This window comes from Pseudomonas sp. B35(2017) (assembly GCF_002113645.1).
GTDB lineage: Bacteria > Pseudomonadota > Gammaproteobacteria > Pseudomonadales > Pseudomonadaceae > Aquipseudomonas > Aquipseudomonas ekonensis.
In genome coordinates, this window is the sequence record NZ_NEIZ01000009.1 from 114,436 (window position 1) to 140,509 (window position 26,074).

The window sequence follows — 26,074 nt, forward strand, 5'->3', positions numbered from 1 at the left end:
CCACCGCTTTCGCGGGCAAGCCCGCTGCCGCAGAGGCCAGGGTGCAGCAGGATCCGTGGTCACTTCGCGCTGATCGCACCGTCCACCAGGGTCTGCGCCTCGGCCACCAGTTGCTTGAGGTGGTCGTCGCCGATGAAGCTTTCGGCGTAGATCTTGTAGATGTCCTCGGTGCCCGACGGACGCGCCGCGAACCAGCCGTTTTCGGTCATCACCTTCAGGCCGCCGATGGCCTGGTCGTTGCCCGGCGCGTGGCTGAGGATGCTCTGGATCTTCTCGCCCGCCAGTTCGGTCGAGGTGACCTGCTGCGGCGACAGCTTGCTCAGCAGCGCCTTCTGCTCAGGGTTGGCCTTGGCGTCCACGCGCACCGAGAACGGCTCGCCCAGCTCGTCGGTCAGGGCACGGTAGGCCTGGCTCGGATCGCGGCCGGTGCGGGCGGTCATTTCGGCGGCCAGCAGCGAAGGGATCAGGCCGTCCTTGTCGGTGCTCCAGACGCCGCCGTCCTTGCGCAGGAACGAGGCGCCGGCGCTTTCTTCGCCGCCGAAGCCGAGCGAACCGTCGAACAGGCCGTCAGCGAACCACTTGAAGCCCACCGGCACTTCGTACAGACGACGGCCCAGACGCTTGGCGACGCGGTCGATCAGCCCGCTGCTGACCACGGTCTTGCCCACGGCGGCATCGGCGCGCCATTGCGGACGGTTCTGGAACAGGTAGTCGATGGCCACGGCCAGGTAATTGTTCGGTGCCAACAGGCCACCGCTCGGGGTGACGATGCCGTGACGGTCGTGATCCGGGTCGCAGGCGAACGCCACGTCGAAGCGTTCCTTGAGGCCGATCAGGCCTTGCATGGCGTGGCTGGAGGACGGGTCCATGCGGATCTGGCCATCCCAGTCGACAGTCATGAAGCGGAAGGTCGAGTCGACCTGCTTGTTCACCACCTCCAGGTCCAGACGGTAGTGCTCGGCGATCGCCGACCAGTAGCGCACCCCTGCTCCGCCCAACGGATCGACGCCCAGGCGCAGCTTGGCTGCGCGGATCGCGTCGAAGTCGATGACGTTGATCAGGTCGGCCACGTAGGTGTTGACGTAGTCGTGGCGGTGGGTGGTGTCGGCCTTGAGCGCTTGCTCGTAGCTGATGCGTTTGACCCCGGCCAGCTTGTTGGCCAGCAGTTCGTTGGCCTTGGCTTCGATCCACTTGGTGATGTGGGTGTCGGCCGGGCCGCCGTTGGTCGGGTTGTATTTGTAGCCACCGCTTTGCGGCGGGTTGTGCGACGGGGTGATGACGATGCCGTCGGCCAGACCGGACGTGCGTCCGCGGTTGTAGCAAAGGATCGCGTGGGACACCGCCGGGGTCGGCGTGTATTCGTCGCCGGCGGCGATCATGACGGTCACGCCGTTGGCCGCCAGCACTTCCAGGGCGCTGGCGCCCGCCGGGGTCGACAGCGCATGGGTGTCGATGCCGACAAACAGCGGCCCGGTGATGCCTTGGGCTTCACGGTACAGGCAGATGGCCTGACTGATGGCCAGCACGTGCCACTCGTTGAAACTCAAGTCGAAGGAGCTGCCCCGGTGCCCGGAAGTGCCGAACGCCACACGCTGGGTGGAGACCGATGCATCCGGTTGACCTGTGTAATAGGCCGTTACCAGTCGCGGGATGTCGACCAACAGATCTGTCGGTGCCGGTTTGCCCGCAAAAGGACTGAGTGTCATGCAAAACCTCTGAGAGAGAGTGGTTCAGGAAATACCGCGCAGTTTACTGGCACTTCGACCGCAGTGCGATGGGATCTATCCTGACAACATTTAATGTTTTTTCCGCTCACCGCAGCGGCGCCAGACGCAGCGCATCCGCCAGCAGGCCTACCGTGCCCGAGGCATCCCGGGCATCCAGGCCGAGGGGGCTCAAACGCAGGTGCTGGGCATGCAACCCTTGCAGACTGAACAGCTCTCCGGGCGCGATCACCACCTGCTGCTTGAGCAGGCGCCGAAAGACGTCGCGCATGTCCACCGGGCGCCTGGCGCGCACCCAAAGCGTCGCCCCGCCCTGGGGCTCGACCACCTGCAGACTCTCCCCCAGCCGCTCGCGCAACAGCTCGACCATGGGCGTGCGGTGCTCTCTCAAGCGGCGGCGCAACGACTCCAGGTGCTGATCGAGCCGCCCACTGTCATACAAGCGTGCGATCGCCTTCTGGCGGATAGGCGACAGGCGGAACGAACGCAACAGGAAATGCCGCTGCAGCTCCGTGCGCCACTGCCGTGACAGCAGGTAGCCGTACGGCGCCTCCGCACCGATGAACGTCTCGAAGCAGGAGAACACCAGCAGGCGGTCAGGGTCGAGCAAGTCGCGCAGGCGCAAGCGGTCGAGGCCTTCGTCGAGTTCGCTGTAGCAATCGTTCTCCAGCACCCAGGTGCCGTGCCGGGCCAGCAGGCGCGCGATGGACTGCCGGTTGTCCGCCGGCACTTGGCTGCCCCGGGGCATGCTCAACCCGGAAGACAACAGGATCAGCGCCACCGACCGGGTCTTGAGCAGATCCTCCAGCCGCTGCGCATCGAGCCCGCCTGCGGCCTGCAACGGCAACTCGATCACCTGCACCTGCGCCGACTGCAGCAGGCGCAGGATCACCCAGTCGCACGGCGACTCGACCACCAGGGTGGCATGCCTGAGATCCAGCACGGCGATCAGAATCTCCAGCACCCCGCGCAGGTCGGCGCCGACGTACACGTCGTCCGCGTGCCAGCAGTGCCGGTGCGACGTGGTGTAGCGGGCCGCCACGGCTGCCCGCAACTGCTGCTCGCCGCAAGGAGGCGCCAGCCACTGCGACGGCCGGGGATACTGGCGCAGCAGCTCCCGCTCAAGCACCAGCAGCGGGCTGTCCAAAGGCTGGATCGACGCGGGCTCGTCACCGCTCAGCACTTTCATGCCCGGCCAGCGGGCACTGACATAGACGGTCTCCAGCAGGTCGCGGTCGTCGTCCGGCGACGGCACAGACGAGACGGCGCGGGCGAAATAGCCGGACTTGGCGACCGAATACACCCGCCCTTCCTTCTCCAGCAGCGAGTAGGCGCACTGGATGGTCGATATCGACACGTTCAGACGGTCGGCCAGTTGCCGCAGGGACGGCAAACGGATGCTTTCATCCGGGCCACAGCCGGCCATCAGTCGGGTCAGGTAGCGGTACACCGCCTGATACGCAAAGTCGGTCTCCCGCCGCGCCTTCATGGGCGCCCGCCCGGCGCGATCCAGTCATTGTCGTGTGCGCCGCCCATCCTAACGTTCCTGGGAGCGGTCGCCCCCGAACGCGTCGTCACTCGTCGGCGACGCCGTTTCAAGCGGCCGCTGCGGTAGCGCCGGGACGGGCTCCATGGCATACAGCCGGCCGATGAGCCTGACGGGCAATCCGCTGACCTCCGTCATCCACTGCAACACCTGCTCCGGCGCGTGCAGGCCCTGCATCGCGCGGTGCAGATCCGGAATCGCCACCAGCATGCCGGGGTGGCAGGCCCGCAGGAAACGCTCAAGGCCTGCGCCGCTGTCGGTGAACGGCGCAAACAGCAGGCAGACGATCTGGTTTTCGTTGAGCCCGAAACGCGCCTGCAGGCCGGCCAGGGCCTTTTGCCTCAACTCTTCATACCCCTGGGGCTTGGCGAAGGTCGCGGCCAGATGCTCACAGACCGGTTCCGGCACCTGTCGGCGCCGCATGGCCGCCAGGCTGCGCTGCACAAACGCCTGGACGCCGGCCTCGTAGCTGTGCCCTTCCACGAACCGGGCCTGGAGGCCGCACAGGTAAGCGGCCACCAGCGGATCCGGGCATTCGTCGTCGAACAGCGCCGCGGACCATTCGTCCGCCTTGAACCCGAGGAACTCGCTGAGCAGGGGCCAACGGTCATCGAGCTTGGCGACGAGCATGTCGTGGACGTCGATGAACACCGTGCGCCGGCAGGCCTCGAACTGCCCTTCCGGACGCCAGGGCATGCGCTCGGGCTCGGTGTAGAGCCGGCGGTAGCAGTCGCCGTCGAGGCCGTCGAGCAGCGCGAACAATTGATCGTAGCTGCCCGAGTTGTCCGCCAGCGGCCCGATGCCGACCTTGCGCACCGCACGGTCCAGCCCGTCGATGAAGCGCCTCTGGCGCGCGGCGGAGTCGCAGCCGGCCAGCACATCGACGCCGTTGTTCCAGCGCGCCACCTGCCCATGGAACTCCGCCGTCGCCAGGTAGCGGTCGTCCCACAGCTCCAGCGCCTCGTTCCAGGTCCGGCGGTGCCCCACCATCAGCAGATTGATGCGGTTGGCCTCACTGCCGCCTTCGCTGATGGGCGCCTGGTGATCGAAAGGCATCACCTCGCGGTGATCGACCATCAGCAGCTCGACCCGCGGATCGTCGCAGAGAAACAGCGCGGCATGGCTGCGGTGCATGTTTTCGAGCGCGGCCAGGTCATTGCCTTCGTAGCGCAAGGTCGCCACCCGCAGCTGAAAGGTGGCCGGCGCGCGCCCGGCGATGCTCAACTGAGCGGCCCGCAGCATCGCCAGGGCGTAGCAACTGTCACGGGTGCCGGTCTGGACGGCCAGCACCTTGAACTCGCCGATGCGCTCGCTGCCGCCGGCCGCGACGACGAGCCGTTGAATAAGAAGTTGCAGCGCCGTGCGTTCTGCGCGGGAGAAAAAACTCAACAAGCGTTGCAGCACTTGCTGGTAGACATAATTCATTGCCTGATCATGGATTGTGCTCATCGGTCTCTTACCCGGTGCAGAAAAGTTTCATACCCCGCCGCCAAACTCAGTGGCACGGAATAATGGATCACTAATAAATAGACGCTGAATCCTAACACTTAAGATTTCGTAGTTATTTGAAACACTTGAGTGCCGCTCACCCCATGAAACCAGCGCAGGCCAAGGGCCGCAAGGGTTTTCCGGGAGCAAAAGAGAGTCCTAGGAAACTTCTTACGCAGTCCCACAAACAGTGACCACAAGAAATAAAGAACGCTTTTTGCAACCCGCCTACAACTTTTAAACAAGAATCGGCATATCGCAAAAAGACAAACAAGAGTGTTCGCCCAGAAAAAACAGAATGCACAGCCATGGCTCATTCCTTGAGATGAAAGTAATCATTCAATTATCAGGGCTTGAAGGACGATTAGAAGATACAGATCCCAGGCAAAAACCGGTTCAGTTGCTGAACGGTTGCGGGCAGACGCCGGTGAGAGTCCGGCCAGGGGCGTGAAGCAAAGGAAGGAGTCCGTGGCGGCACGGACTCCTGGGCTTGAAGATCAGGCCGTTTCGACCTGCAGGGCCACGCGTTCGCGGCAAGGGCACTCATCCATGTAGCGGTGGGCCTCGACGAATTGGTCGAACGGGAACACCCGGGTCTTGAGCGGCACCAGCACGCGGTCGGCGGTGAACTGGTTGATGTCGCGCAGGGCCCGCTGCAGCGCGTCGCCGTCCTGCTTGATGCCCAGCTCAGGCTTGCCGGTGAAGTTGCCGATGCAGTGCACGAAGAACTGGATGTTCTTCTGAAAGGCGGCACAGGCCGGGAACGGCGTCTGGTTGCCGCCCTGCAGGCCATACAGCACCAGGCTGCCGCGCGGCGCCAGCACATCACCGAGCAACGACATCTGCGGACCGCCGAGGCCGTCGAACACCATCTCGACGCCACGGTTGTCGGTGATCTTGTTGACGCGGGTCAACAGGTCTTCCTCTTCGGTGACGATGACCTTCTCGGCCCCCAGCGACAACAGGTATTCACGCTCTTCGGCCGTCTTGGTCGCGGCGATCACCTTGACGCCCAGCGCCTTGCCCAGCTGGACAAAGGAAGGCCCCGCGCAGTGGCTGGCGTCGGTGACCAGGGCGAACTGCCCGGGCTTGACCCGCGCCAGGTCCATGTAGGCGAAATAGGCGATCAGCAGCGGCGTGTAGTGGACGCTGGCCTCGATCGGCGTGAGCACGTCCGGATAGCGGGTCAGCGCGGTGCGCGGCATCACGATCAGCTCACCGTAGACCGGGTAGTCGTTGGGGCTCTCGGCCGGGAAGCTTGCGACCTTGTCGCCCACCGCCAGGTCCTCGATGCCTTCGCCGACGGCCGTGACCACGCCGGCCATTTCATGGCCCAGGCCCGAAGGCAGGCGGGCCTGGGACGACGCCAGGTTCTGGCGCCACAAGGTGTCGTACCAACTGATGCCGATCGCCTCGACGCGCACCTGCACTTCGCCAGGACCTGGCTGAGCGGCCGCATGCTCTTCGCACTTGAGCACCTCGGCCGGACCAAACTTGTGAAAACGGATCGTGCGGGACATCGCAAACCTCGTCAAAGTAACCTCTAATGCCCTGAACTCTATCTGGGCTTTCCGGCCAAGACCATCAGCGGCCATTAATAGTCGACATGCCTGTCATTGATTCCGCAGCATGGGCGGCATTGGCAAAATCCATGGGCATAAGACCGGAACCCGCTCAGTAAAGCTCAATTTTCCGGTGCAGAGTACCAGCCTTTCCCCGTACTATTCATGCCGGCCATTGTTCTCATATGGTCGCTCTCGTCAAGCTTGATGACTCTGCCAGGACTCCAGATGAATCGTAATGACCTGCGTCGTGTCGACCTGAACCTGTTGATCGTTTTCGAAACGCTGATGCACGAACGCAGCGTGACCCGCGCCGCGGAAAAACTGTTCCTCGGCCAGCCGGCCATCAGCGCCGCGCTCTCGCGCCTGCGTGGCCTGTTCGACGATCCGCTGTTCGTGCGCACCGGCCGGAGCATGGAACCGTCCGCCCGCGCCGTGGAAATCTTCGCCCTGCTCTCCCCGGCCCTGGACTCGATCTCCACGGCGGTCAGCCGTGCGGCCGAGTTCGATCCGGCCACCAGCACGTCGGTGTTCCGCATCGGGCTGTCGGACGACGTCGAATTCGCCCTGCTGCCCATGCTGCTCAAACGCCTGCGCGCCGAAGCACCGGGCATCGTGCTGGTGGTGCGCCGGGTCAACTACATCCTGATGCCGAGCCTGCTGGCCTCCGGGGAAATCTCCATCGGCGTCAGCTACACCACCGACCTGCCGGCCAACGCCAAGCGCAAGGTGCTGCGCCGCAGCCAGCCGAAACTGCTGCGCGCCGACACCGTGCCGGGGCCGTTGAGCCTGGACGACTACTGCGCGCGCCCGCACGCGCTGGTGTCGTTCGCCGGCGACCTCAGCGGCTTCATCGACGAGGAACTGGAAAAGCTCGGCCGCAAGCGCCACGTGGTGCTGGCCGTGCCGCAGTTCAACGGCCTGAGCACCCTGCTGGCCGGCACTGACATCGTCGCCACCGTGCCGGACTACACCGCCGACGCCCTCACCGCCGCCGGCGGCGTCCGGGCCGAAGACCCGCCACTGCCCACCCGCACCTTCGAACTGCACATGGCCTGGCGCGGCTCGCAGGACAACGACCCGGGCGAGCGTTGGTTGCGGTCGAGGATTCAGATGTTCTTTGGGGATCCGGATAGCCTCTGAACACCCTCCATCACCCCTCCCCAGCCTCCAGCCCCTTGGCGGCCACCCACGGTTTCAAACCTCACCAGGAACCGCCGGCCGCCACCGCGCAAGCTGGCGTTCAAGCAGCGCGGCCAGCGCCAGGAGGCGCTGTTCCTTCCAGTGAGGGCCGATGATCTGGAGGCCGATCGGCAGGCCCAGTTCCGGGTCGAGCCCCACCGGCAGCACCACCACGGGCGAACCGGAGAGGCTGAAGGGGAACACGTAGCCGTACCGTGAGCGGCCGTCCAGCGATTCGCCCGGCTTGAACGCGACGTCCGGGAAGACCGGGCAGATCAGCACGTCGTGGTCGCGGAAGAAACTGCTGAGGCCGCGGCGGAAGGTATTGATGTAGGCCAGGTCGACCTTGAACTGATCGACGCTCAGTTCCGTCTCCCTGCTCGCCTGCACCAGGCCCTCCAGGCATGCCGAGAATTTGTCGCGCCCAAGGCTGGGCAGGAATTTGTCCCAGGCCCGGGCGGCATCGCCACCGGAAAGGAAGATGTTCCACAGGCTATCGCAGGCCTGCTCCATGCCCGGCGGCGCGACCTGGCTCACTTGCCCGACCTGCGGCTCCAACAGGCCGGCGACCCGTTGCAGCGCATCGCGCACCGAAGCGCGCACCGTCACGCCCGGCAGCTCATGGAACAGCGCGACCCGGGCCTTGGCGAGGGGCAGGTCATCCTCGAACGGTACGTCGACGGTGTCCGGGTCATGGCCGTCCGCCCCGGCGATCAGTTGCCCCAGCAGCTTGATGTCATCCACGTAGCGCCCCATGACGCCATAGGCCGATGTCATGTGGATCAGGCCGGTACGCTCCACCGGGTATTGTCCGGTCAGGGGGACACGGCCCTGGGTCAGCTTGAACCCGCACACGCCGTTGAAATGCGCCGGGATGCGCAGGCTGCCCCCGGCATCCGAACCCAATCCTGCCGGGCTGCAACCTGCGGCGATGCCGGCGGCTTCCCCACCGCTGCTGCCGCCGGGGCTTCTGGACAGGTCGAAGGGGTTGAGGGTGCGTCCGTACAGGAAGTTTTCCGTCTCGAAGGACATGCACAGCTCCGGGACATTGGTGATCCCCAGGATCAGCGCCCCGGCCTCGCGCAGCCGCCGCACCACGGTGGCATCGGCCGGGCTCGGTGCGCCGTGCCATTCGGGCATACCGCAGGACATCTTGAAGCCCTCGACATGACAGACGTCCTTGATGGTGATGGGCACGCCATGCAACGGCCCCAGCGCCTCCCCCGCCGCGACCCTGCGGTCCGCCGCCTGCGCCTGTTCGAGCAACCGGGCCGGATCGGCCGGCTGGACGATGGCGTTGATCGATCCGTTGCGCTCGGCGATGCGGCGCAGATAGAACTCGACAAGCTGTCGGCTGGTGACGTGTCCCTCACGAATGGCCCGTGCCATCTGGGCAATACTCAGCGCGTCAAAGTCCGTCATGAATGGCTTCCGTAAAAACACTGTTTGAAGGGTGCGGCGGGCATCGCCGGTGCCGCCATGGCCCCCGCACGGCGGGTCGGATGGGGCGAGCGTGCGCAAGAATAGGGGAAAAACCGGCCGTCACAAAAACCGGGCCACCCAGCCGACCGAACGTCGCGCATCGGGCAAATGCCCGTGTTTGCTGGGCGAGAAAACCGAACTGATTTTTTTCTCTTTTTTGTCCGCCAAAAGAGAAATAAAAATCCCGAAGCCTTTGTCATGGCGGCAAAAAAAGCAAAAAACCTCTCACGCGGATTCAGATAATAGAGCTACAACACTTGCCGCCGGCAGCGGTTCACATGTCGGCGGCTCATAAATACTCAGGGCTCGCCTTATCGGACCGTGCCCCTGCCAGGATGGAACCTCTTCTCGCAACTTCTGCCCTTCTTCGATCATGCCGCTGCCTCATCAGCGAACGGCATCGGGCAACGTTGTCTCGCGAAAAGGCGCCACACAAGGAGTGGACATGCTTCAAAGTAAAGTCTTCAGGTACTCGTACTGGGATCTTGCGTGCTGCCTGGTGATTCCGTTCCAGATCGCCGTCTATTGGCTGCTGGCCCTGAACTACCAACACCTTTCCCTGATCGCGCTGCTGGCCATGGTGCCTGTGCTGTTCGCCTTGTCCTTGCAGAATGCCGGCGCCAACCATAACCACTACCACACCCCGTTCTTTCGCATCCGCTGGATGAACACCCTGGTGCGGATGGGCTTTTCCATGACCGAAGCGCCCAAGACGCCCTACAACATCGGGCACGGCATTCACCATGTCACCCACCAGTCGTGGAACGACACGTCCATCCTGCGCATCCTCGGCCTCAAGCGCTCGTTGCCCGGGCAACTCGTCAACTTCGGCCTGTTCGTTCTCGAATCGGTGGGCCTTAAGTATTTCGTCCTGCTGATCCTACTCAAGCACTGGCCCCTGGAACGCGTCGCGGCGCTGGCCTCGCCCGACGACCCTGAACTGGGTGTCCGGGCGCTGAAGAAACTGCTGGAGCCGTCGAAGCTGAAAGCGGCGAAGTACGACCTGGCGGCCTGGTTCCTGTTCCGTCTGGTGCTGTGCCTGACCGACTGGCAGTTCTTCTTCTTTTATTTCATCCCGGTCACCTACCTGATCGACAGCCTGCGCCAGGGCGAGAACTACTTCCAGCACTGGGGCGCCACCGACCCCTTCGACCCCAAGCGCGACTCGGTCAGCTGCTACGGCAAGCTCTACAACTGGCTGACCTTCAATCTCGGCTACCACCAGGAACATCACTACAAGCCGGGCGTGCATTGGCTGAAGCTGCCCGAGCTGACCAAGGACCTGCCCAGCGACCGCCATACCGTGCCGTACTCGCACTACCTCAATGCACCTTTGATGTTTCCGCAACGCTCGGCCCAACTGAGGGCAGAGCGCGCCGCCCAGGCGCCTCAATGAGCTGAAGGCGGCCGCGCGCCGCCGTACCACGCTCCTCAACGAAACCGCGAATTCTTCAGAGTCGTGACATGGACAAGTCCCCGATGCACACCTTCGCCACCCTCCTCGATGTCGTCCGGTTCAGGGCCTCGCCAGGCGAGCCGAGCGCCGAACGCCTGGCGTTCACCTACCTGGATGACGGGGATTCGGTCAGCGGCTCGCTGACCTACGCCCAACTGGACCACAAGGCCCGCAGCCTGGCGGCGCACCTGCAGCGCCTGACCCGCCCGGGCGACCGGGTGCTGCTGGTGTATCCGCCGTGCCTGGAATACATCATCGCGTTCTATGCCTGCGTCTATGCCGGTGTCATCGCGGTGCCGGCCCTGTCGCCGGCCAACGCCAAGACCCTGCCGCGCCTGCAACTGCTGGCGGTCGACTCGCAACCTGCCCTCGCCCTGACCCTCGACAAGGTGTCCGGCGCCCTTGACCGCATGACGGCGGACAGCGAGGCGGACTGCCCGCTGACCGGCCTCACGTGGCTGGCCAGCGACACCCTGGACGATGCCAGCGAGCACTGGCAGCACCCGCCGACCGTGGCGAGCGACATCGTGTTCCTGCAATACACTTCCGGCTCGACCGGCGCCCCGAAAGGCGTGATGGTCAGCAACGCGAACCTGTTGGCCAACGTCGAACTGTCGAAGCGCACCTACGGGATCCGCGAGCAGGACGTCTTCGTTTCATGGCTGCCCCCGCATCACGACTTCGGCCTGATCGGCGCCATCATCCTGCCGGTCTACCTGGCCAGCCACTGCGTGCAGTTCCCGCCGGCGGCGTTCGTGATGCGCCCGTTCCGCTGGCTGAAACTGATCGCCGACTACCGTGCCCGGGTCACCGGCGGGCCCAACTTCGCCTTCCAGCTGTGCGTGCAGCGCATCAGCGCGGCGCAGAAGCAGTCCATCGACCTGAGTTGCCTGGACATCGCGGTCAACGGCGCCGAACGCATCCGTCCGGCGACCTTGCGCTCGTTCGTGGAAGCGTTTGCCGAGTGCGGGCTGCAACCGCAGTCGATGATTCCCGCCTACGGCATGGCGGAGTCAGTGTTGTTGGTGAGCGCCAACACCCGCACTGCCGCCGGGCAACTGCCGAAGATCCGCAGCATCAGCAAAAGCGCCCTGGAAAGCGGCCGGGTGGAACCTCAGCCGCACGCCGCGGACGCCGTGGAAGTCGTCGCCACCGGCACCGTGGTCACCGCCGACCACCAACTGGCGATCTTCCATCCGCAGACCGCCGTCCGGCTCGGCCCGGAACAGGTGGGCGAAGTCTGGATCAGCGGGCCGTCGACCGCCCGGGGCTACTGGCGCCGCGAAGAAGAGAGCCGCGTGTTTCACACCCGCGCCACGGATGACGATGCGCGCTGGTTCCGCACCGGCGACCTGGGTTTCGTCAGCGAGGGCGAGCTGTACATCACCGGTCGCCTGAAGGAAGTGATGATCTTCAGCGGCCGCAACATCTACCCCCAGGACATCGAAATCACGGTCGAAGCCCTGGACCCGGCATTCCGCGCCAACGGTTGCGCGGCCTTCTCCATCGAGGACGGCGAGTCCACCCAGTTGGTGGTGGTGCAGGAGCTGGAAGCGCGGCATCAGCCCGACACCGACACGCTGGTGGCCCGGTTGCAGGCGGAGCTGGCCGAGCGGCATGAGGTCTTCGACCTGTCGGCGCTGCTGCTGGTCAAGACCGGCGCCATTCCCCGCACGTCCAGCGGCAAGATCCAGCGCGCCCGCTGCCGGCAACTGTTCCAGGACGCTGCCATCAGGGCCGTTTGGGCCTGGCACCGGCAAGACCGGGCCGACGACCAGGAGGCCCAGGACGACCCGGCGCTGGCCGACATCGAGGCGGCGCTGTCGGCGATCTGGCAAGCCACGCTGGATCGGCCGGAGATTTCCAGCAGCGACAGCTTCTTTCAGTTGGGCGGACACTCGCTGCTGGCCACGCAGATGATGCTGGAGGTGCGCAAGCGGTTCGACGTCGAACTGCCGCTGAGTACGCTCTTCCACTCGCCGACCCTGCGCGCCATGGCCCGCGCGATCGCCAGCGCATCGGCGCATTCGGCCCCCGCCCTGCCCGCCATCGTCCGCGCAACGGGCAACGATCCGTTGCCGTTGTCCTATGCCCAGCAGCGCTTCTGGTTCCTCGACCAATACCAACCGGAAAACCCGTTCTACTCATTGCCCTTGGCGTTGGACATCGAGGGCCCGGTGGATCCGCAGATCGTCCAGCAGGCGCTGGATCGGCTGGTGGAGCGCCACATGCCGCTGCGCACCCTGTTCGACAGCGAAGGCGGTGTGCTGCGGCAACGGATCCTCCCGGCGCTGCACATTCCCCTTGAGCGGATCGACCTGAGCCGACCGGCCGACATCGACGACGCCATCCGCCGCGAAGCCCACCGCCCCTTCAACCTCTCCCAGGGGCCGCTGATCCGGGCGTGCCTGCTGCGCAGTGCGCCGCAACGGCATGTGTTGTTGCTGACCCTGCACCACATCATTTGCGATGGCTGGTCGAGCCAAGTGCTGGAGAGGGAGTTCCTGGCGATCTACGACGCGCTCGCGCGCGGCCATGCCGTCGCGCTGCCGCCGCTGGCCATCGACTATGCCGACTACGCCGTCTGGGAGCAGCAGCACCTGACCGGCCAATGGCTCGAACAACGCCTGGCGTTCTGGCGGGAACACCTGTCGGGCGCCCCGACCGCGCTGGATCTGCCGACCGATTTTGCGCGTCAGGACGGCCACACCCAGGAAGGCGCGGTGAAAACGGTCGAGGTGCCGCCGGCGCTCGCCCGTCAGCTCGAAACCTTCGCGCAGCGCCATGACGCGACGCTGTTCATGGTCTTGCTCAGCGCCATGACGGTGCTGCTGCAGCGCATGACCGGGCAGGATGACCTGTGCCTCGGGGTGATGTCCGCGAACCGCCCGCAAGGCACCGAAGGCCTGGTGGGCAACTTCATCAACGTGGTTCCGCTGCGCAGCCGTGTGCCGGCCGACGCGTGTTTCGCCGCACTGCTGGAAAGCACCGCGCAGCGCTTGCTGAGCACCTACGACCAGCAGATTCCCTTCGAGCTGATCCTCAAGCATCTGGCGCCCTCCCGGCAGGCGACCGGCACGCCCTATGCCCAGGTGGTGATGAACTTCCACAGCGAACTGGCCCAGACCCCGCCACGCCAGGCCGGCCCGGAGGACCGCCGCATCAGCCTCACCGGTCATCACGCCGGCAGCATCCACCACGCCGCTTTCGAGCTGAAGATCGAAGTGCACAACGCGGGCGGCCGCCTGGAACTCGCGTGCGAGTACAACACCGGGCTCTACAGCGCGCAGAGCGTCGAGCGCCTGCTGGATCACTACCTCCTGTTGCTCGACGGCGCCACCACCCGGCCGCAGGTGCCGGTCGGCCACCTGCCCCTTTTGCGCGACAGCGAGAAGCAACGGCTGACGCAGCAATGGAACGACACCGCCAGGGACTACCCGACGGGGAAAACCCTGCACGCCCTGTTCGAGGCGCAGGCCGAACGCAGCCCCGACGCCATTGCCCTGGTCTTCGAGGGGCAACCGTTGAGCTACGCCCAGCTCAACGCCTCGGCCAACCAGTTGGCCCACCACCTGGTCGGGTGCGGGGTCACGCCTGATTCGTTGGTCGCTTTGTGCCTGGAGCGCGGCCCGCAAATGGTCATCGGCCTGCTGGCGATCCTCAAGGCCGGCGGCGCCTACGTCCCCCTCGACCCGCACTACCCGGCCGAACGCCTGGCCTACATGCTCGAAGACGCCAAGCCTGTGGTGCTGGTCTCCGAGCAAAGCCTGCGGCACTGCCTGCCCGCACATGCATTGCCGACCCTGTGGCTGGACACCGATCAGGCACTGATCGCCAGCCAGCCCACCGCCAACCTGCAGCGCGGCGACGCCCAATGCCTGGCGTACTGCATCTACACCTCGGGGTCGACGGGCCGTCCGAAAGGGGCGATGAACAGCCATGCCGCCGTGGTCAACCGGTTGCTGTGGATGCAGGAACAGTACGGCCTGTCCAGCGATGACCGGGTGCTGCAGAAGACCCCCTTCGCCTTCGATGTCTCGGTCTGGGAATTCTTCTGGACGCTGCTGCACGGTGCCCGGCTGGTCATCGCCAAGCCCGAGGGGCACAAGGATCCGGCCTACCTGACGGAGGTGATCCAGGCCCAGGGCGTGACCACCCTGCACTTCGTGCCCTCGATGCTGCAGGCCTTTCTCGCCGCCGGGAACGCCCCGCACGCCAGCCCGTTGCGTTTGGTGTTCAGCAGCGGCGAGGCGCTGCCTGTCACGGTGGCCAACCAGTTTCTCGCCCGCTACCCGCAAGCCCGGCTGCACAACCTGTACGGCCCCACCGAAGCGGCCGTGGACGTCACCTACTGGCAATGCCAGCCCGACTATCGCCACGCGCTGGTGCCGATCGGCCGGCCGGTGGCCAACACGCGGATGTACATCCTGGACGAAGCCTTGGCGCCCGTGCCGGTCGGGGTCATCGGCGACCTCTACATCGCCGGGGTGCAGCTCGCCCGTGGCTACCTGGGGCGTCCCGACCTGACCGCCGAGCGCTTCCTGCCCGACCCGCACGGTGCCGACGGCGGGCGCATGTACCTCACCGGGGACCGCGGGCGCTACCTGCCTTCGGGTGATATCCAGTACCTGGGCCGCAGCGACCATCAGATCAAGATCCGGGGCTTTCGCATCGAGCTGGGGGAAATCGAAAACGCCCTGCTCGACTTCCCCGCCGTGCGCGAGGCCGTGGTCGTGCCCCGCGACGATGCCAGCGGCGCCCCCTGCCTGGTGGCGTTCGTCGCCGCCAGCGCCAGCGAGGCCGACAGCGCCCGCTTGCGCCAGCACCTGGCCAAGACCTTGCCCGACTACATGGTGCCGAGTTTCTTCGTGGTGCTCGATGCCCTGCCGCTGAACGCCAACGGCAAGATCGACCGCCAGGCGCTGCCGGCCACGGACGTGCGCCTGGCCTCCTCGGACGAACGCTACGTCGCGCCCGGCACGGCCACCGAAACGGCACTGGCCGAGATCTGGCAAGACGTGCTGAAGGTTCCCCGGATCGGGGTCAACGACAGCTTCTTCGAGCTGGGCGGGCATTCGTTGCTGGCCACACAGATCCTCGCCAGAACCCAGGCGCTGTTCGCGCTGAGCCCGCCGCTGAAGGTGCTCTTCGAGTCGCCGACGGTGGCGGCCATGGCGGCCTGGCTCGACGCCCAGAAACGCACGCCGCGCGCATCGGCACCGCCGATCAAGCGCCTGGCGCGCAACCAGGCCGTCGACTGAGCAATGCCTTGAACGCCGATCCGGGCCTTGGCCTCGCCCGCCAAGGCCCGGAGGTGCCCCAGGCACCGCAAACGCCCAGCACAAGAAACCAGATGAGAGTGTGAGTCATGTCGTCAGATCAATTCAGTACCTCCTTCGCTCAACAGCGTCTGTGGTTTCTTGAGCAATATGAGCCGGGCACTGGCCTGTACAACATACCGGCGGCCTGCCGGATCGAGGGCCCGCTGCGCCTCGACGCGCTCGAACACAGCCTCAATGCGGTCATCGCACGCCACGAGGCATTGCGCACCCGCTTTGACGTGGCCGACGACCTGCCGGTGCAGGTCATCGAGCACCACGCACCGGTGCGGATCGAGTGCATCGACCTGCAAGCGTTGCATGACCGGCACCTAACACTGCAGCAGTACATCGATGAAGAAGCGGCCAAGCCCTTCGATCTGGCCCAGGCCCCGCTGATCCGCGCCAGCGCGATCAGGGTCGGCCCCCACGAGCACATCCTGCTGCTGACCCTGCACCACATCGTCTCCGACGGGTGGTCCATGACGCTGCTGCTCAACGAGTTGAGCGCGCTCTACAACGCCCGGCTGCGCGGCGACGATCCCGTCCTGCCGGAACTTGAGGTGCACTACGCCGACTACGCCCACTGGCAACGGGACTGGCTGCAGGGCGAAACCCTCCAGGCCCAGCTCGACTACTGGGCGAGCCGGCTCGAAGGGGCGCCGGGCGTGCTGGAGCTGCCGAGCGACCGCCCTCGCCCGCCTCGCCTGGACCACGCCGGCGAGCGGGTGCATTTCGAGTTGCCCCGCGACCTGACGGAGCGCCTCCAGCAGCTCAGCCAGCGCCACCAGGCGACCCTGTTCGCCACGCTGCTCTGTGCGTTCAACAGCCTGCTGTTCCGCGTGAGCAACCAAGCCGACATCAGCGTCGGTTATCCGGTCGCCAACCGTAACGACGCGCAGACTCAGGCGCTGATCGGTTTCTTCGTCAACACCCTGGTGTTCCGTAGCCAGGTCGGTGCCGGACAACCCTTCGCCGACTACCTGAAACAGGCCCAATCGCGCCTGCTCGATGCCGACGAGCATCAGGACGTGCCGTTCGAGCGGCTGGTGGAAGCCTTGTGCCCTACCCGCGAGCTCAACCACTCACCGCTGTTCCAGGTGATGTTCTCCTTCTTCAACCAGGACATCGCCCAGGCGCTGACGCTCGACGCCACCACCGCGAGCGTGCTGCCCCAGAACAGCCGCTTCGCCAAGTTCGACCTGTCGCTGGAAATGCACATACGCGACGGTGTGCTGGGCGGCTTCTTCGAGTACCGCACCGCGCTGTACGACCGGGACAGCATCGAGCGTCTGAGCAGCTACCTGCACGTCTTGCTGGCGTCCATCGTCGCCGACCCGGGCCGCCCCATCGGTGACCTGGAACTGCTGCCGCCGGCGGAGCGCCTGTCCCGGCTGGCGCCCCAGCCCGACGCCGGATTCGCCCTGTCGGCCGAGCGCTGCGTACACGACCTGTTCCTCGATCAGGCACGGCTGACACCCGACGCCACGGCCATCGTCTGCGCCGGACAGCACGTGAGCTATCGCCAGCTCGAACAGCAGGCCCAAGCCATCGCCGCCCACCTGCTGGAGCTGGGCGCCGGGCCGGACAGCTGCGTGGCCGTGTGCCTGGACCGCTCCGTCGGCATGGTGGCGGCCTTGCTCGGCACCTGGATGGCCGGGGCCGCCTATGTCCCCATGGATCCCGCCTATCCGCACGCCCGCCTGCTGCACATGCTCCAGGACTCGCAGGCGCCGATCTTGCTGACCGAGCGCCAGCACGCCGAAGCCTTCGCCGGGCACGCGTCCGCCGTCGTGACCCTGGAGGACCTTGATCCGAACCGGGCCGCCGTCGTCACCCGTCCTCCCGTCGCGGCCCTGAACACCGCTTACGTGATCTACACCTCGGGCTCCACCGGCCTGCCCAAAGGCGTTCAGGTGCCCCATCGCGCGGTGGTCAATTTCCTCCGCTCGATGACGGCGAAGCCCGGCATCGGCGCAACGGATCGCTTGCTGGCGGTGACCTCCATTTCATTCGATATCAGTGTCCTGGAGCTGTTCTTGCCGCTGGTGAGCGGCGCCAGCATCGTTCTGGCCGAGCGCGAGGCGGCGGCGGACGGGCATGCGCTGATCAAGCTGGCGATGGCCCATGACGCGACGGTCATCCAGGCCACGCCCTCGACCTACTGGCTGATGCTCGAAGCCGGTTGGCCGAGCACGCTCAAGCTCAAGGCCCTGTGCGGCGGCGAGGCCCTGGCGCCGGAGCTGGCGGACAAACTGCTGCAACGCACCGAGTCGTTGTGGAACATGTACGGGCCGACCGAAACCACCATCTGGTCGGCCGTCGGCCGGGTGACCTCGACCCACTGCCCGATCGGCGAACCGATCGCCAACACGGTGCTGCGGATCCTCGATGAAAGCGGCCACCTGTGCGCCATCGGCAGCCCGGGCGAACTGCACATCGGTGGCGAAGGGGTCAGCCGCGGCTACCTGAACCGCGCCGAACTGACCGCACAGAAGTTCGTCCCCGATCCGTACGCCAGCGAGCCGGGCGCACGGCTGTACAAGACCGGCGACCTGGTTCGCTGGCTGGCCAACGGTGACATCGAGTTCCTCGGACGGATCGACAACCAGGTCAAGGTGCGCGGGTTCCGCATCGAGCTGGGGGAAATCGAGCAGCAGCTGGATCGCCACCCCGCGGTGCTCCAGGCCGTGGTCGCCGTTCGGGAGGACGTGCCCGGCGAGCGGCAGATCGTGGCCTACCTGCGCCTTGCCGAGGGCCACACGCTGGATCCGGCGATCATGCGCCAGCACCTGGGGCTGACCTTGCCCGGCTACATGATCCCCAACCATTTCGTGGCGCTCGAACAGCTGCCGTTGACCCCCAACGGCAAGATCGACCGCAAGCGCCTCCCCGCACCGGAGCCGGTCGCCCGGACGGCAGCGGGCCAGCCGCCCTCCACGCCCCTGGAAAAGGCCATCGCCGACATCTGGCAACAGGTCCTCAAGCGGCAGGACATCGCCGTCACCGACAACTTCTTCGAACTGGGCGGGCACTCGCTGCTCGCGACCCAGGTCATCTCCCGGATGCGCAAGCACCTGAAGATCGACATCCCGGTCCGCAGCCTGTTCGAAACGCCGACCATCGCCCAACTGGTCGACAACCTCGACGCGCAGGCGGGCCGAGAGAGCCCGCCGATCCTCGCCTACACGCTGCCGCAGACGCTGCAGCCGTTGTCCTTCGCCCAGGAACGCCTGTTCTTCCTCAGCCATTTCGAACCTGACAGCGCGGCCTACAACATCGCGCTTGCCCTGGAGCTGAACGGCCCGCTGGACGCAGCGGTGCTGCAGCGCTGTCTGGATACGCTCATCCAGCGTCACGCCAGCCTGCGCACCACGTTCATCCTCGACGAGAACGGCAAGGCCCAGGCGCAGGTCCATCCGGCCGCTCCCGCCGCGCTGGCCTGCCTCGATCTGCGCCAGCACGGGCAACCGCTCGAAGAGGCCCGCCGCCTGGCGGAGGCCGAGGCCCGGCAACTGTTCGCGCTCGAACAAGGGCCGTTGCTGCGCACCACCCTGCTGCAGCTCGGCGAGCAACGGCATGCCTTGCTGTTCACCTTGCACCACATCGTCGGCGACGGCTGGTCCATCGCCCTGCTGGCCCGCGAAGTCATGGCCCTGTACCGGGCCTTCGCCCAAGGCCAGCCATCCCCGCTGCCGGCGCTGGAGATCCAGTACAGCGACTACGCCTTCTGGCAGCGTCAATGGCAGGCCCCCATCGAGTTCGAGCCCCAGACCGCCTTCTGGCGCGAGCACCTGGCCAACGCCCCCACCACCCTGGAGCTGCCCACCGACCGCGTGCGGCCGGCGATCCAGACCTACCGCGGGCACGTGATCCAGCGGTCGCTGGACGCGCAAGTGTCCGGGCAGATCGATGCCTTGGGCCAGCGCCACGGCGCCACGCCGTTCATGACCCTGCTGGCCCTGTTCAACCTGCTGCTGGCCCGCTACAGCGGCCAGCACGACATCGTCGTCGGCACCCCGATCGCCAACCGCACCCGGGCCGAGGTCGAGCCGCTGATCGGCCTGTTCGTCAACACCCTGGCCTTGCGCACCCGGCTGGAAGGCAACCCGAGCTTCAGCGCATTGCTTGAACAGGTCCGCCAGACCACCCTCGGCGCCTACGCCAACCAGGACGTGCCGTTCGAGAAAGTCGTCGAGGCCCTGGAACTGCCCCGGGACATGAGCCGCTCGCCGTTGTTCCAGGTGATGTTCGTGCTGCAGAACGCGCCGACCGAGGCGTTCACGTTGCCGGGCCTTGAGATCGCGCAGCTGGCGGTCGAGGCGACCACCGCCAAGTTCGACCTGACCCTGGAGCTGACGCCGTCGGACCAGGGCTACCGCATGCGCTGGGAATACAACCGCGACCTCTTCGACGCCGCGACCGTGGAACGCATGGCCAGCCACTTCGAGACCCTGGCCCGTTCGGCCGTGGCGGCGCCAGACCAGCCGCTGCGGCGGATCGCGATGATCACCGAGGCGGACAAACAGCAACTGCTCCACGGCTGGAACGCGACGCAGCAGGCTTTCCGTCCGCTGCCGGTGCACAGTCTGTTCACGGAAATGGCCGAGCGTTGCGCCGACCTGCCGGCGGCGGTCTTCGGCGACGAATCACTGAGCTACCGCCAACTGGAAGCGCGCTCCAACCAGTTCGCCCGCTACCTGCAACGCGCCGGTGTCATGCCTGACACCCTGGTGGGCATCTGCCTGGAGCGCTCGCTGCACGTACCGGTCGCGATTCTCGGCATCCTCAAGGCCGGTGCGGTGTGCGTGCCCATGGACCCAAGCTATCCGACCGAGCGCCTGCGCTTCATGGCCCAGGATGCCCGGGCCGACCTCATCGTCACCCTCACCAGCCTGCGCCACCGCGTCGAGGGCTGCTGCGAAACCCTGGTCTGCATGGACCGCTGCGACGACGCCTGGAACGAGTCGTCGGTCAACCCAAGCCAGCCGCAACACCTGCTGAGCCTGTGCTATGTGATCTACACCTCGGGCTCGACCGGCCAGCCCAAGGGCGCAGCATTGACCCACGAGATGCTGACCAACCTGGTGCAATGGCAACTCACCGAGTCGCAACTGGGCCAAGGCGACAACACGCTGCAATTCTCGCCCCTGAGTTTCGACGTCAGCTTCGACGAGTTCTTTTCCACCTGGGCCAGCGGCGGCACGCTGGTGATGGTCAGCGAAGAGACCCGCAAGGATCCGGTGCTGCTGCTCGAACTCATCGAGCGGCAACGCATTGCCCGGCTGTTCATCCCGTTCGTGGCCTTGCAAGGGATCGCCGACGCCGCCGCCGATCTCGATCAGTTGGCTTGCCTCCGGGAAATCGTCTGCGGCGGCGAGCAACTGCAGATCACCCAGGAAGTCGTCGAACTGTTCCAGAAGCTGCCCGCCGCGTTGCTGCACAACCAGTACGGCCCCACCGAGTCGCATTTCGTCACCGGCTACCGTCTCACCGGCGACCCGACGCAGTGGCCGGCGCTGCCCCCGATCGGCAAACCGCTGTTCAACTCACAGATGTACGTGCTCGACGCCGACCTGGAGCCGGTGCCCGTGGGCGTGCGCGGCGACCTCTACATCGCCGGCATCCACCTGGCGCGCTGCTACTGGGAGCGCACGGACATCACCGCCGAACGCTTCATCCCCAACCCCCACAGCCCGGCGCCGGGGGCGCGGATGTACAAGACCGGCGACGTCGCACGCTATCTGCCGGACGGCAACATCGAGTACCTGGGACGCTCCGACCACCAGGTCAAGATCCGCGGTTTCCGCATCGAGCTGGCCGAAGTGGAACAGGCCCTGATGACCCTCGACGGCGTGGCCGCTGCGGCGGCCACGGTCAGGGAGGACCGTCCGGGCCTGAAGAAACTGGTGGGTTATCTGGTCGCCAAGGGTGGCGATACGCTGGACATCGCTGCGCTCCGGGAACAGCTCAAGCAACGCCTGCCGGACTACATGGTCCCAAGCGCCTTCGTCTGCCTCGACACCTTGCCGCTGACCCCCAGCGGCAAGGTCGACAAGCGTTCCTTGCCGCGTCCCCAGCACGAAGCGCTGGAAGACGACCACGTCGCCCCCCGCAATGACGGCGAGCGCCAACTGGCGCAGATCTGGGCCGATGTCCTGAACCTGCCGCGGGTCGGCGTCACCGATGACTTCTTCGCCCTCGGCGGACATTCGCTGCTGGCGACCCAAGTGGTGTCGCGCATCCGCCGGCAACTGCAAGTGGACCTGGCCCTGCGCACGCTGTTCGAGGCCCCGACCATCGAACAACTGCTGCCGCGGCTGGGCCAAAGCCCGGCGGCCAACGGCCTGGCGATCCCCGCGGCCCATGCCGGCCCCGGTGCGAGGAGCGCGTCTTTCGCGCAAGAGCGCCTGTTCTTCCTGAACCGGCTTGAGCGCTCCAGCGCCGCCTACAACATCGCGCTGGCCCTGGAGCTCAACGGAGCGCTGGACCGAACGCTGCTGCAACGCTGCCTGACCGAGCTGACCGCGCGTCACGAACCGCTGCGCACCACCTTCGCCCTCGACAGCGACGGACAGGTGCTGGCGAAAGTTCATCCGGCCGGCCCGGCCGCGCTGACCTGCCTCGATCTGCGCCAGCACGGGCAACCGCTCGAAGAGGCCCGCCGCCTGGCCGAGGCCGAAGCCGGGCATCTGTTCTCTCTTGAGCTGGGCCCGTTGCTGCGCACCACCCTGCTGCAGCTCGGCGAGCAACGGCATGTCTTGCTGTTCACCCTGCATCACATCATCAGCGACGGCTGGTCCATCGCCGTGCTCAGCCGCGAGGTCATGGCGCTCTACCAAGACTTCGCCCAGGGACAGCCGGCGTCCTTGCCGCCGCTGGAGATCCAGTACGCCGACTACGCCGCCTGGCAGCGCCAGTGGCAGGCGCCCCGCGTGTTCGCGGCGCAGGCGGACTATTGGCGCAAACAGCTGGCCCACGCCCCCGCCAGCCTTGACCTGCCGACCGACCGGCCGCGCCCGGCGATCCAGACCTACCGCGGGCACGCGCTCAGCCTGTCGCTGGGCCGTCAGCTGTCCGGGCAGATCGACGCCTTGGGCCAACGGCACGGCGCCACGCCGTTCATGACCCTGCTGGCCCTGTTCAACCTGCTGCTGGCCCGCTACAGCGGCCAGCACGACATCGTCGTCGGCACCCCGATCGCCAACCGCACCCGGGCCGAGGTCGAGCCGCTGATCGGCCTGTTCGTCAACACCCTGGCCTTGCGCACCCGGCTGGAAGGCAACCCGAGCTTCAGCGCGTTGCTCGATCAGATCCGCCAGACCACCCTCGGCGCCTACGCCAACCAGGACCTGCCGTTCGAGAAAGTCGTCGAGGCCCTGGAGCTGCCTCGGGACCTGAGCCGCCCGCCGTTGTTCCAGGTGCTGTTCGTGCTGCAGAACACCGTCCCGCAGGCCCTGCAACTGCCGGGTGTGGAAGTCGCACCGTTCGACATCGGAACGACCACCGCCAAGTTCGACCTGAGCCTGGAACTGACGCCCTCGGACCAGGGCTACCAGATGCGCTGGGAATACAACCGCGACCTGTTCGACGCCGCCAGCATCGAGCGCATGGCTAGCCATTTGATCAACCTGGCCTGCGCTGCGGTGGACGATCCGGAACAGCCTATCGCCAGCCTCCCGCTGCTGTCTGCGGCGCAAAGGCACGAGATGCTTGAGCAGTGGAACGCCACCGAGGTGGATTACGAGCCCGTGGCCGCGCTGCATCAGCTGTTCGAGCGCCAGGTCGAGCGCACGCCCGATGCCGTTGCGCTCACCTTCGAAACGCAATCGCTCAGCTACCGCCAGCTCAACGAGCGGGCCAACCAATTGGCCCGCTACCTGATCGACCAGGGCGTGAAGAACGATGACCTGGTCGCGGTGCACGCCCACAGAAGCCTGGAGATGACCATCGGCTTGCTGGGCATCCTGAAGGCGGGGGCCGCCTACGTGCCGGTCGACCCGGACTACCCCGACGAGCGGGTCGCCTACCTGCTGGCCGATGCGGCGCCGGTGATGGTCCTGACCCAACAGGCCTTGCAGGCGCGCGCACCGCTGCGTGCCTTCCGGCAGGTGTGCCTGGACGCAGACGCCGCGCGGCTGGCCGAGCTGCCGCGCAGCAATCCGCAGCGGACGGTCGATCCGTTGGGCCTGGCCTACTGCATCTATACCTCCGGTTCCACCGGCAAGCCGAAAGGTTCGCTGAACACCCATCAGGCGATCATCAACCGCATCCAGTGGATGCAGGCCCAATACCCGCTGGACGCTGCGGACAAGGTCCTGCAAAAGACGCCGTTCTCGTTCGATGTCTCTGTCTGGGAGTTCTTCTGGCCGTTGAGCGTCGGTGCCCGACTGCTGGTGGCCCGCCCCGATGGGCACAAAGACCCACGCTACCTCGAAGCGTTCATCGAACGGCATGGGATCACCACGGCGCACTTCGTGCCTTCGATGCTCAGTGCCTACATGGCGTATACCCAGGCCGGCCATTGCCGCTCACTGCGACGGGTGTTCAGCAGCGGCGAAGCCTTGTCCACGGCGGTGCAGAATGACTTCTTCGCACGCTTTCCGGCGACCGCGCTGCACAACCTGTACGGGCCGACCGAGGCGGCGATCGACGTCACCTTCTGGCCATGCAGCCCCGACGAAAGCCGCCATGCCGTGCCGATCGGCCGGCCAGTGGCCAATACCCGCACCTATCTGCTCGATGCCCGTCTGCAACCGGTGCCCGTCGGCGTGACCGGCGACCTGTACATCGCCGGCGTGCAGCTCTCGCGCGGCTACCTCAACCGGCCGGAACTGACCGCTGAGCGATTCATTCCCGACCCCTACGGCGCACCGGGCAGCCGCATGTACCTGACCGGCGACAAGGCCCGTTACCTTGCCAGCGGCGACATCGAGTACCTGGGCCGCAACGACCAGCAGATCAAGCTGCGCGGCATGCGTATAGAGCTGGGCGAAATCGAAATGCAGCTGTGCGCGCACCCGCTCGTCAGCCAGGCCGTGGTCGGCGTGCAAACCCAGGGCGGCGACGCTTGCGGCCTCACCGCCCACCTGGTGTGCGTCGCCGGCGCGCAGCCGAGCGCCGCCGAACTGCGGGACTTCCTGTCCCGCACCCTGCCCGGCCACATGGCGGACATGAGCTTCAGCTTCGTTGAGCGACTGCCGCTGCTGCACAACGGCAAAGTCGACCGGCAAGCACTGTCCGCCCTGGCGGGCACGCCCCGGCAGAGCGAGCCGTCGACGCAGGCGCCGGCCACGGCACTGGAAAAGAGCGTGGCCCACATCTGGAAGTCGACCCTCAAGCTCGACGCGATCGGCCTGAACGACAACTTCTTCGAGAAAGGCGGTCATTCGCTGCTGGCCATGAAGATGGTCGATCAGGTCAACCGGGAACTCGGCCTCGCGGCCGAGGTGCGACAGGTGTTCGAGTCGGCGGACCTGGGAGCCTTTGTGCGCAAGATCAGCCAGGGCGATGCCGAACGCAGCTCGACACGCATGCAGCTTAAGGAAGGCGGGAGCAAGCACCTGTTCCTGGTGCATGCCGTGGGCGGAACCGTGTCGCCCTACATCCGGCTGGCGCACCTGTTGCCCGACGACTTCACCGTCCATGCGTTCCAGTCCGCCGGGCTCGAAGAAGGCACCTCGCCCGGCGACAGCATCGAAGCGCTGGCCACGGCCTACATCGAGCAGATGCGCCGGGTGCAGCCGACCGGGCCGTACTACTTGGGCGGCTGGTCGATGGGCGGTGTGATCGCCTTCGAAATGGCGCGCCAGCTCGAAATGCACGACCAGCCCGTGCGCCGGTTGCTGCTGATCGACGCGCCTGCCCCGGGCCTGGCGTCGCCGGCCCAGGCGTGGCCGCTGGGCGCCTACCTAGTGGATCTGGCCCGTTCGCTGTCGATGGACCTGCCGTTCTCGGCCGAGCGCCTGAGCCAGCTCATGGCGCAACCGGACCGGGACGCGGCGACCGTCGCGGCGGCCCGCCGCACCGGCCTGATCCCGGACAGCCTGGACGACGCCCAACTGGAGCGGCGCCTGGCGGTCTTCGCGGCCAACCAACAGGCGCTGTCCACGTATGCCCCCCGGAACGGGGTCAACAGCCCCGTGAACCTGCTGCACACCCAGGACAACGCGGCCAGCGAGACGCATTGGCGCCGATGGTGCGGACAGTCGTTCGCCGGCCAGGCGCTGCAGGCCGACCACTACAGCATTCTCGAAGCCGCCACCCCCTGCATCTACAAGCTGCTCGGATAAAAAAAATGATCAAGATCGGTTCGA

At 66.2% G+C, this 26,074-nt stretch carries 10 protein-coding genes; 5 read left to right on the forward strand and 5 right to left on the reverse strand.

Annotated elements, in window-relative coordinates; genetic code table 11:
- Positions 1-59 precede the first annotated feature (59 nt).
- The 4 genes from pgm to CAG41_RS16950 all read right to left on the reverse strand — a co-directional run bounded on the left by pgm (position 60) and on the right by CAG41_RS16950 (position 6,278).
- Positions 60-1,706 carry a phosphoglucomutase (alpha-D-glucose-1,6-bisphosphate-dependent) gene (pgm, locus tag CAG41_RS16935; RefSeq protein ID WP_085632478.1) on the reverse strand — a complete coding sequence of 549 codons (1,647 nt, stop codon included), beginning with the start codon at positions 1,704-1,706 and terminating at the stop codon, positions 60-62.
- A 106-nt stretch (positions 1,707-1,812) separates the two neighbouring features.
- The gene (locus CAG41_RS16940; protein WP_085639669.1) at positions 1,813-3,213 is read right to left on the reverse strand and encodes an aminotransferase class I/II-fold pyridoxal phosphate-dependent enzyme; all 1,401 of its coding nucleotides are present in this window, start codon (positions 3,211-3,213) and stop codon (positions 1,813-1,815) included.
- Between the two features lie 48 nt (positions 3,214-3,261).
- Positions 3,262-4,719 carry a hypothetical protein gene (locus CAG41_RS16945; RefSeq protein ID WP_085639672.1) on the reverse strand — a complete coding sequence of 486 codons (1,458 nt, stop codon included), beginning with the start codon at positions 4,717-4,719 and terminating at the stop codon, positions 3,262-3,264.
- Positions 4,720-5,255: 536 nt separating this feature from the next.
- Positions 5,256-6,278: a zinc-dependent alcohol dehydrogenase family protein gene (locus CAG41_RS16950; protein ID WP_085583161.1), complete on the reverse strand. Its 1,023-nt coding sequence runs from the start codon at positions 6,276-6,278 to the stop codon at positions 5,256-5,258.
- A 270-nt stretch (positions 6,279-6,548) separates the two neighbouring features.
- On the opposite strand from CAG41_RS16950, the gene CAG41_RS16955 reads away from it, so the two are divergent.
- Entirely contained in the window at positions 6,549-7,463 is a 915-nt protein-coding gene (locus CAG41_RS16955) for a LysR family transcriptional regulator (RefSeq protein ID WP_085583163.1), read from the forward strand.
- Positions 7,464-7,517: 54 nt separating this feature from the next.
- On the opposite strand, the gene CAG41_RS16960 is transcribed toward CAG41_RS16955, so the two are convergent.
- Positions 7,518-8,924, reverse strand: coding sequence for an amidase (locus CAG41_RS16960; RefSeq protein WP_085707233.1), 1,407 nt, complete (start codon positions 8,922-8,924; stop codon positions 7,518-7,520).
- 91 nt (positions 8,925-9,015) lie between these two features.
- Here CAG41_RS16960 and CAG41_RS28355 point away from each other — a divergent pair, with 91 nt between their 5' ends.
- The 4 genes from CAG41_RS28355 to CAG41_RS16975 all read left to right on the forward strand — a co-directional run bounded on the left by CAG41_RS28355 (position 9,016) and on the right by CAG41_RS16975 (position 26,050).
- The gene (locus CAG41_RS28355; RefSeq protein ID WP_139834978.1) at positions 9,016-9,279 is read left to right on the forward strand and encodes a hypothetical protein; all 264 of its coding nucleotides are present in this window, start codon (positions 9,016-9,018) and stop codon (positions 9,277-9,279) included.
- A gap of 150 nt (positions 9,280-9,429) precedes the next feature.
- Entirely contained in the window at positions 9,430-10,380 is a 951-nt protein-coding gene (locus CAG41_RS16965; RefSeq protein ID WP_085583167.1) for a fatty acid desaturase, read from the forward strand.
- A 68-nt stretch (positions 10,381-10,448) separates the two neighbouring features.
- Positions 10,449-15,701 carry a non-ribosomal peptide synthetase gene (locus CAG41_RS16970; protein WP_085707234.1) on the forward strand — a complete coding sequence of 1,751 codons (5,253 nt, stop codon included), beginning with the start codon at positions 10,449-10,451 and terminating at the stop codon, positions 15,699-15,701.
- A 107-nt stretch (positions 15,702-15,808) separates the two neighbouring features.
- Positions 15,809-26,050, forward strand: coding sequence for a non-ribosomal peptide synthetase (locus CAG41_RS16975; RefSeq protein ID WP_085707235.1), 10,242 nt, complete (start codon positions 15,809-15,811; stop codon positions 26,048-26,050).
- Positions 26,051-26,074 lie beyond the last annotated feature (24 nt).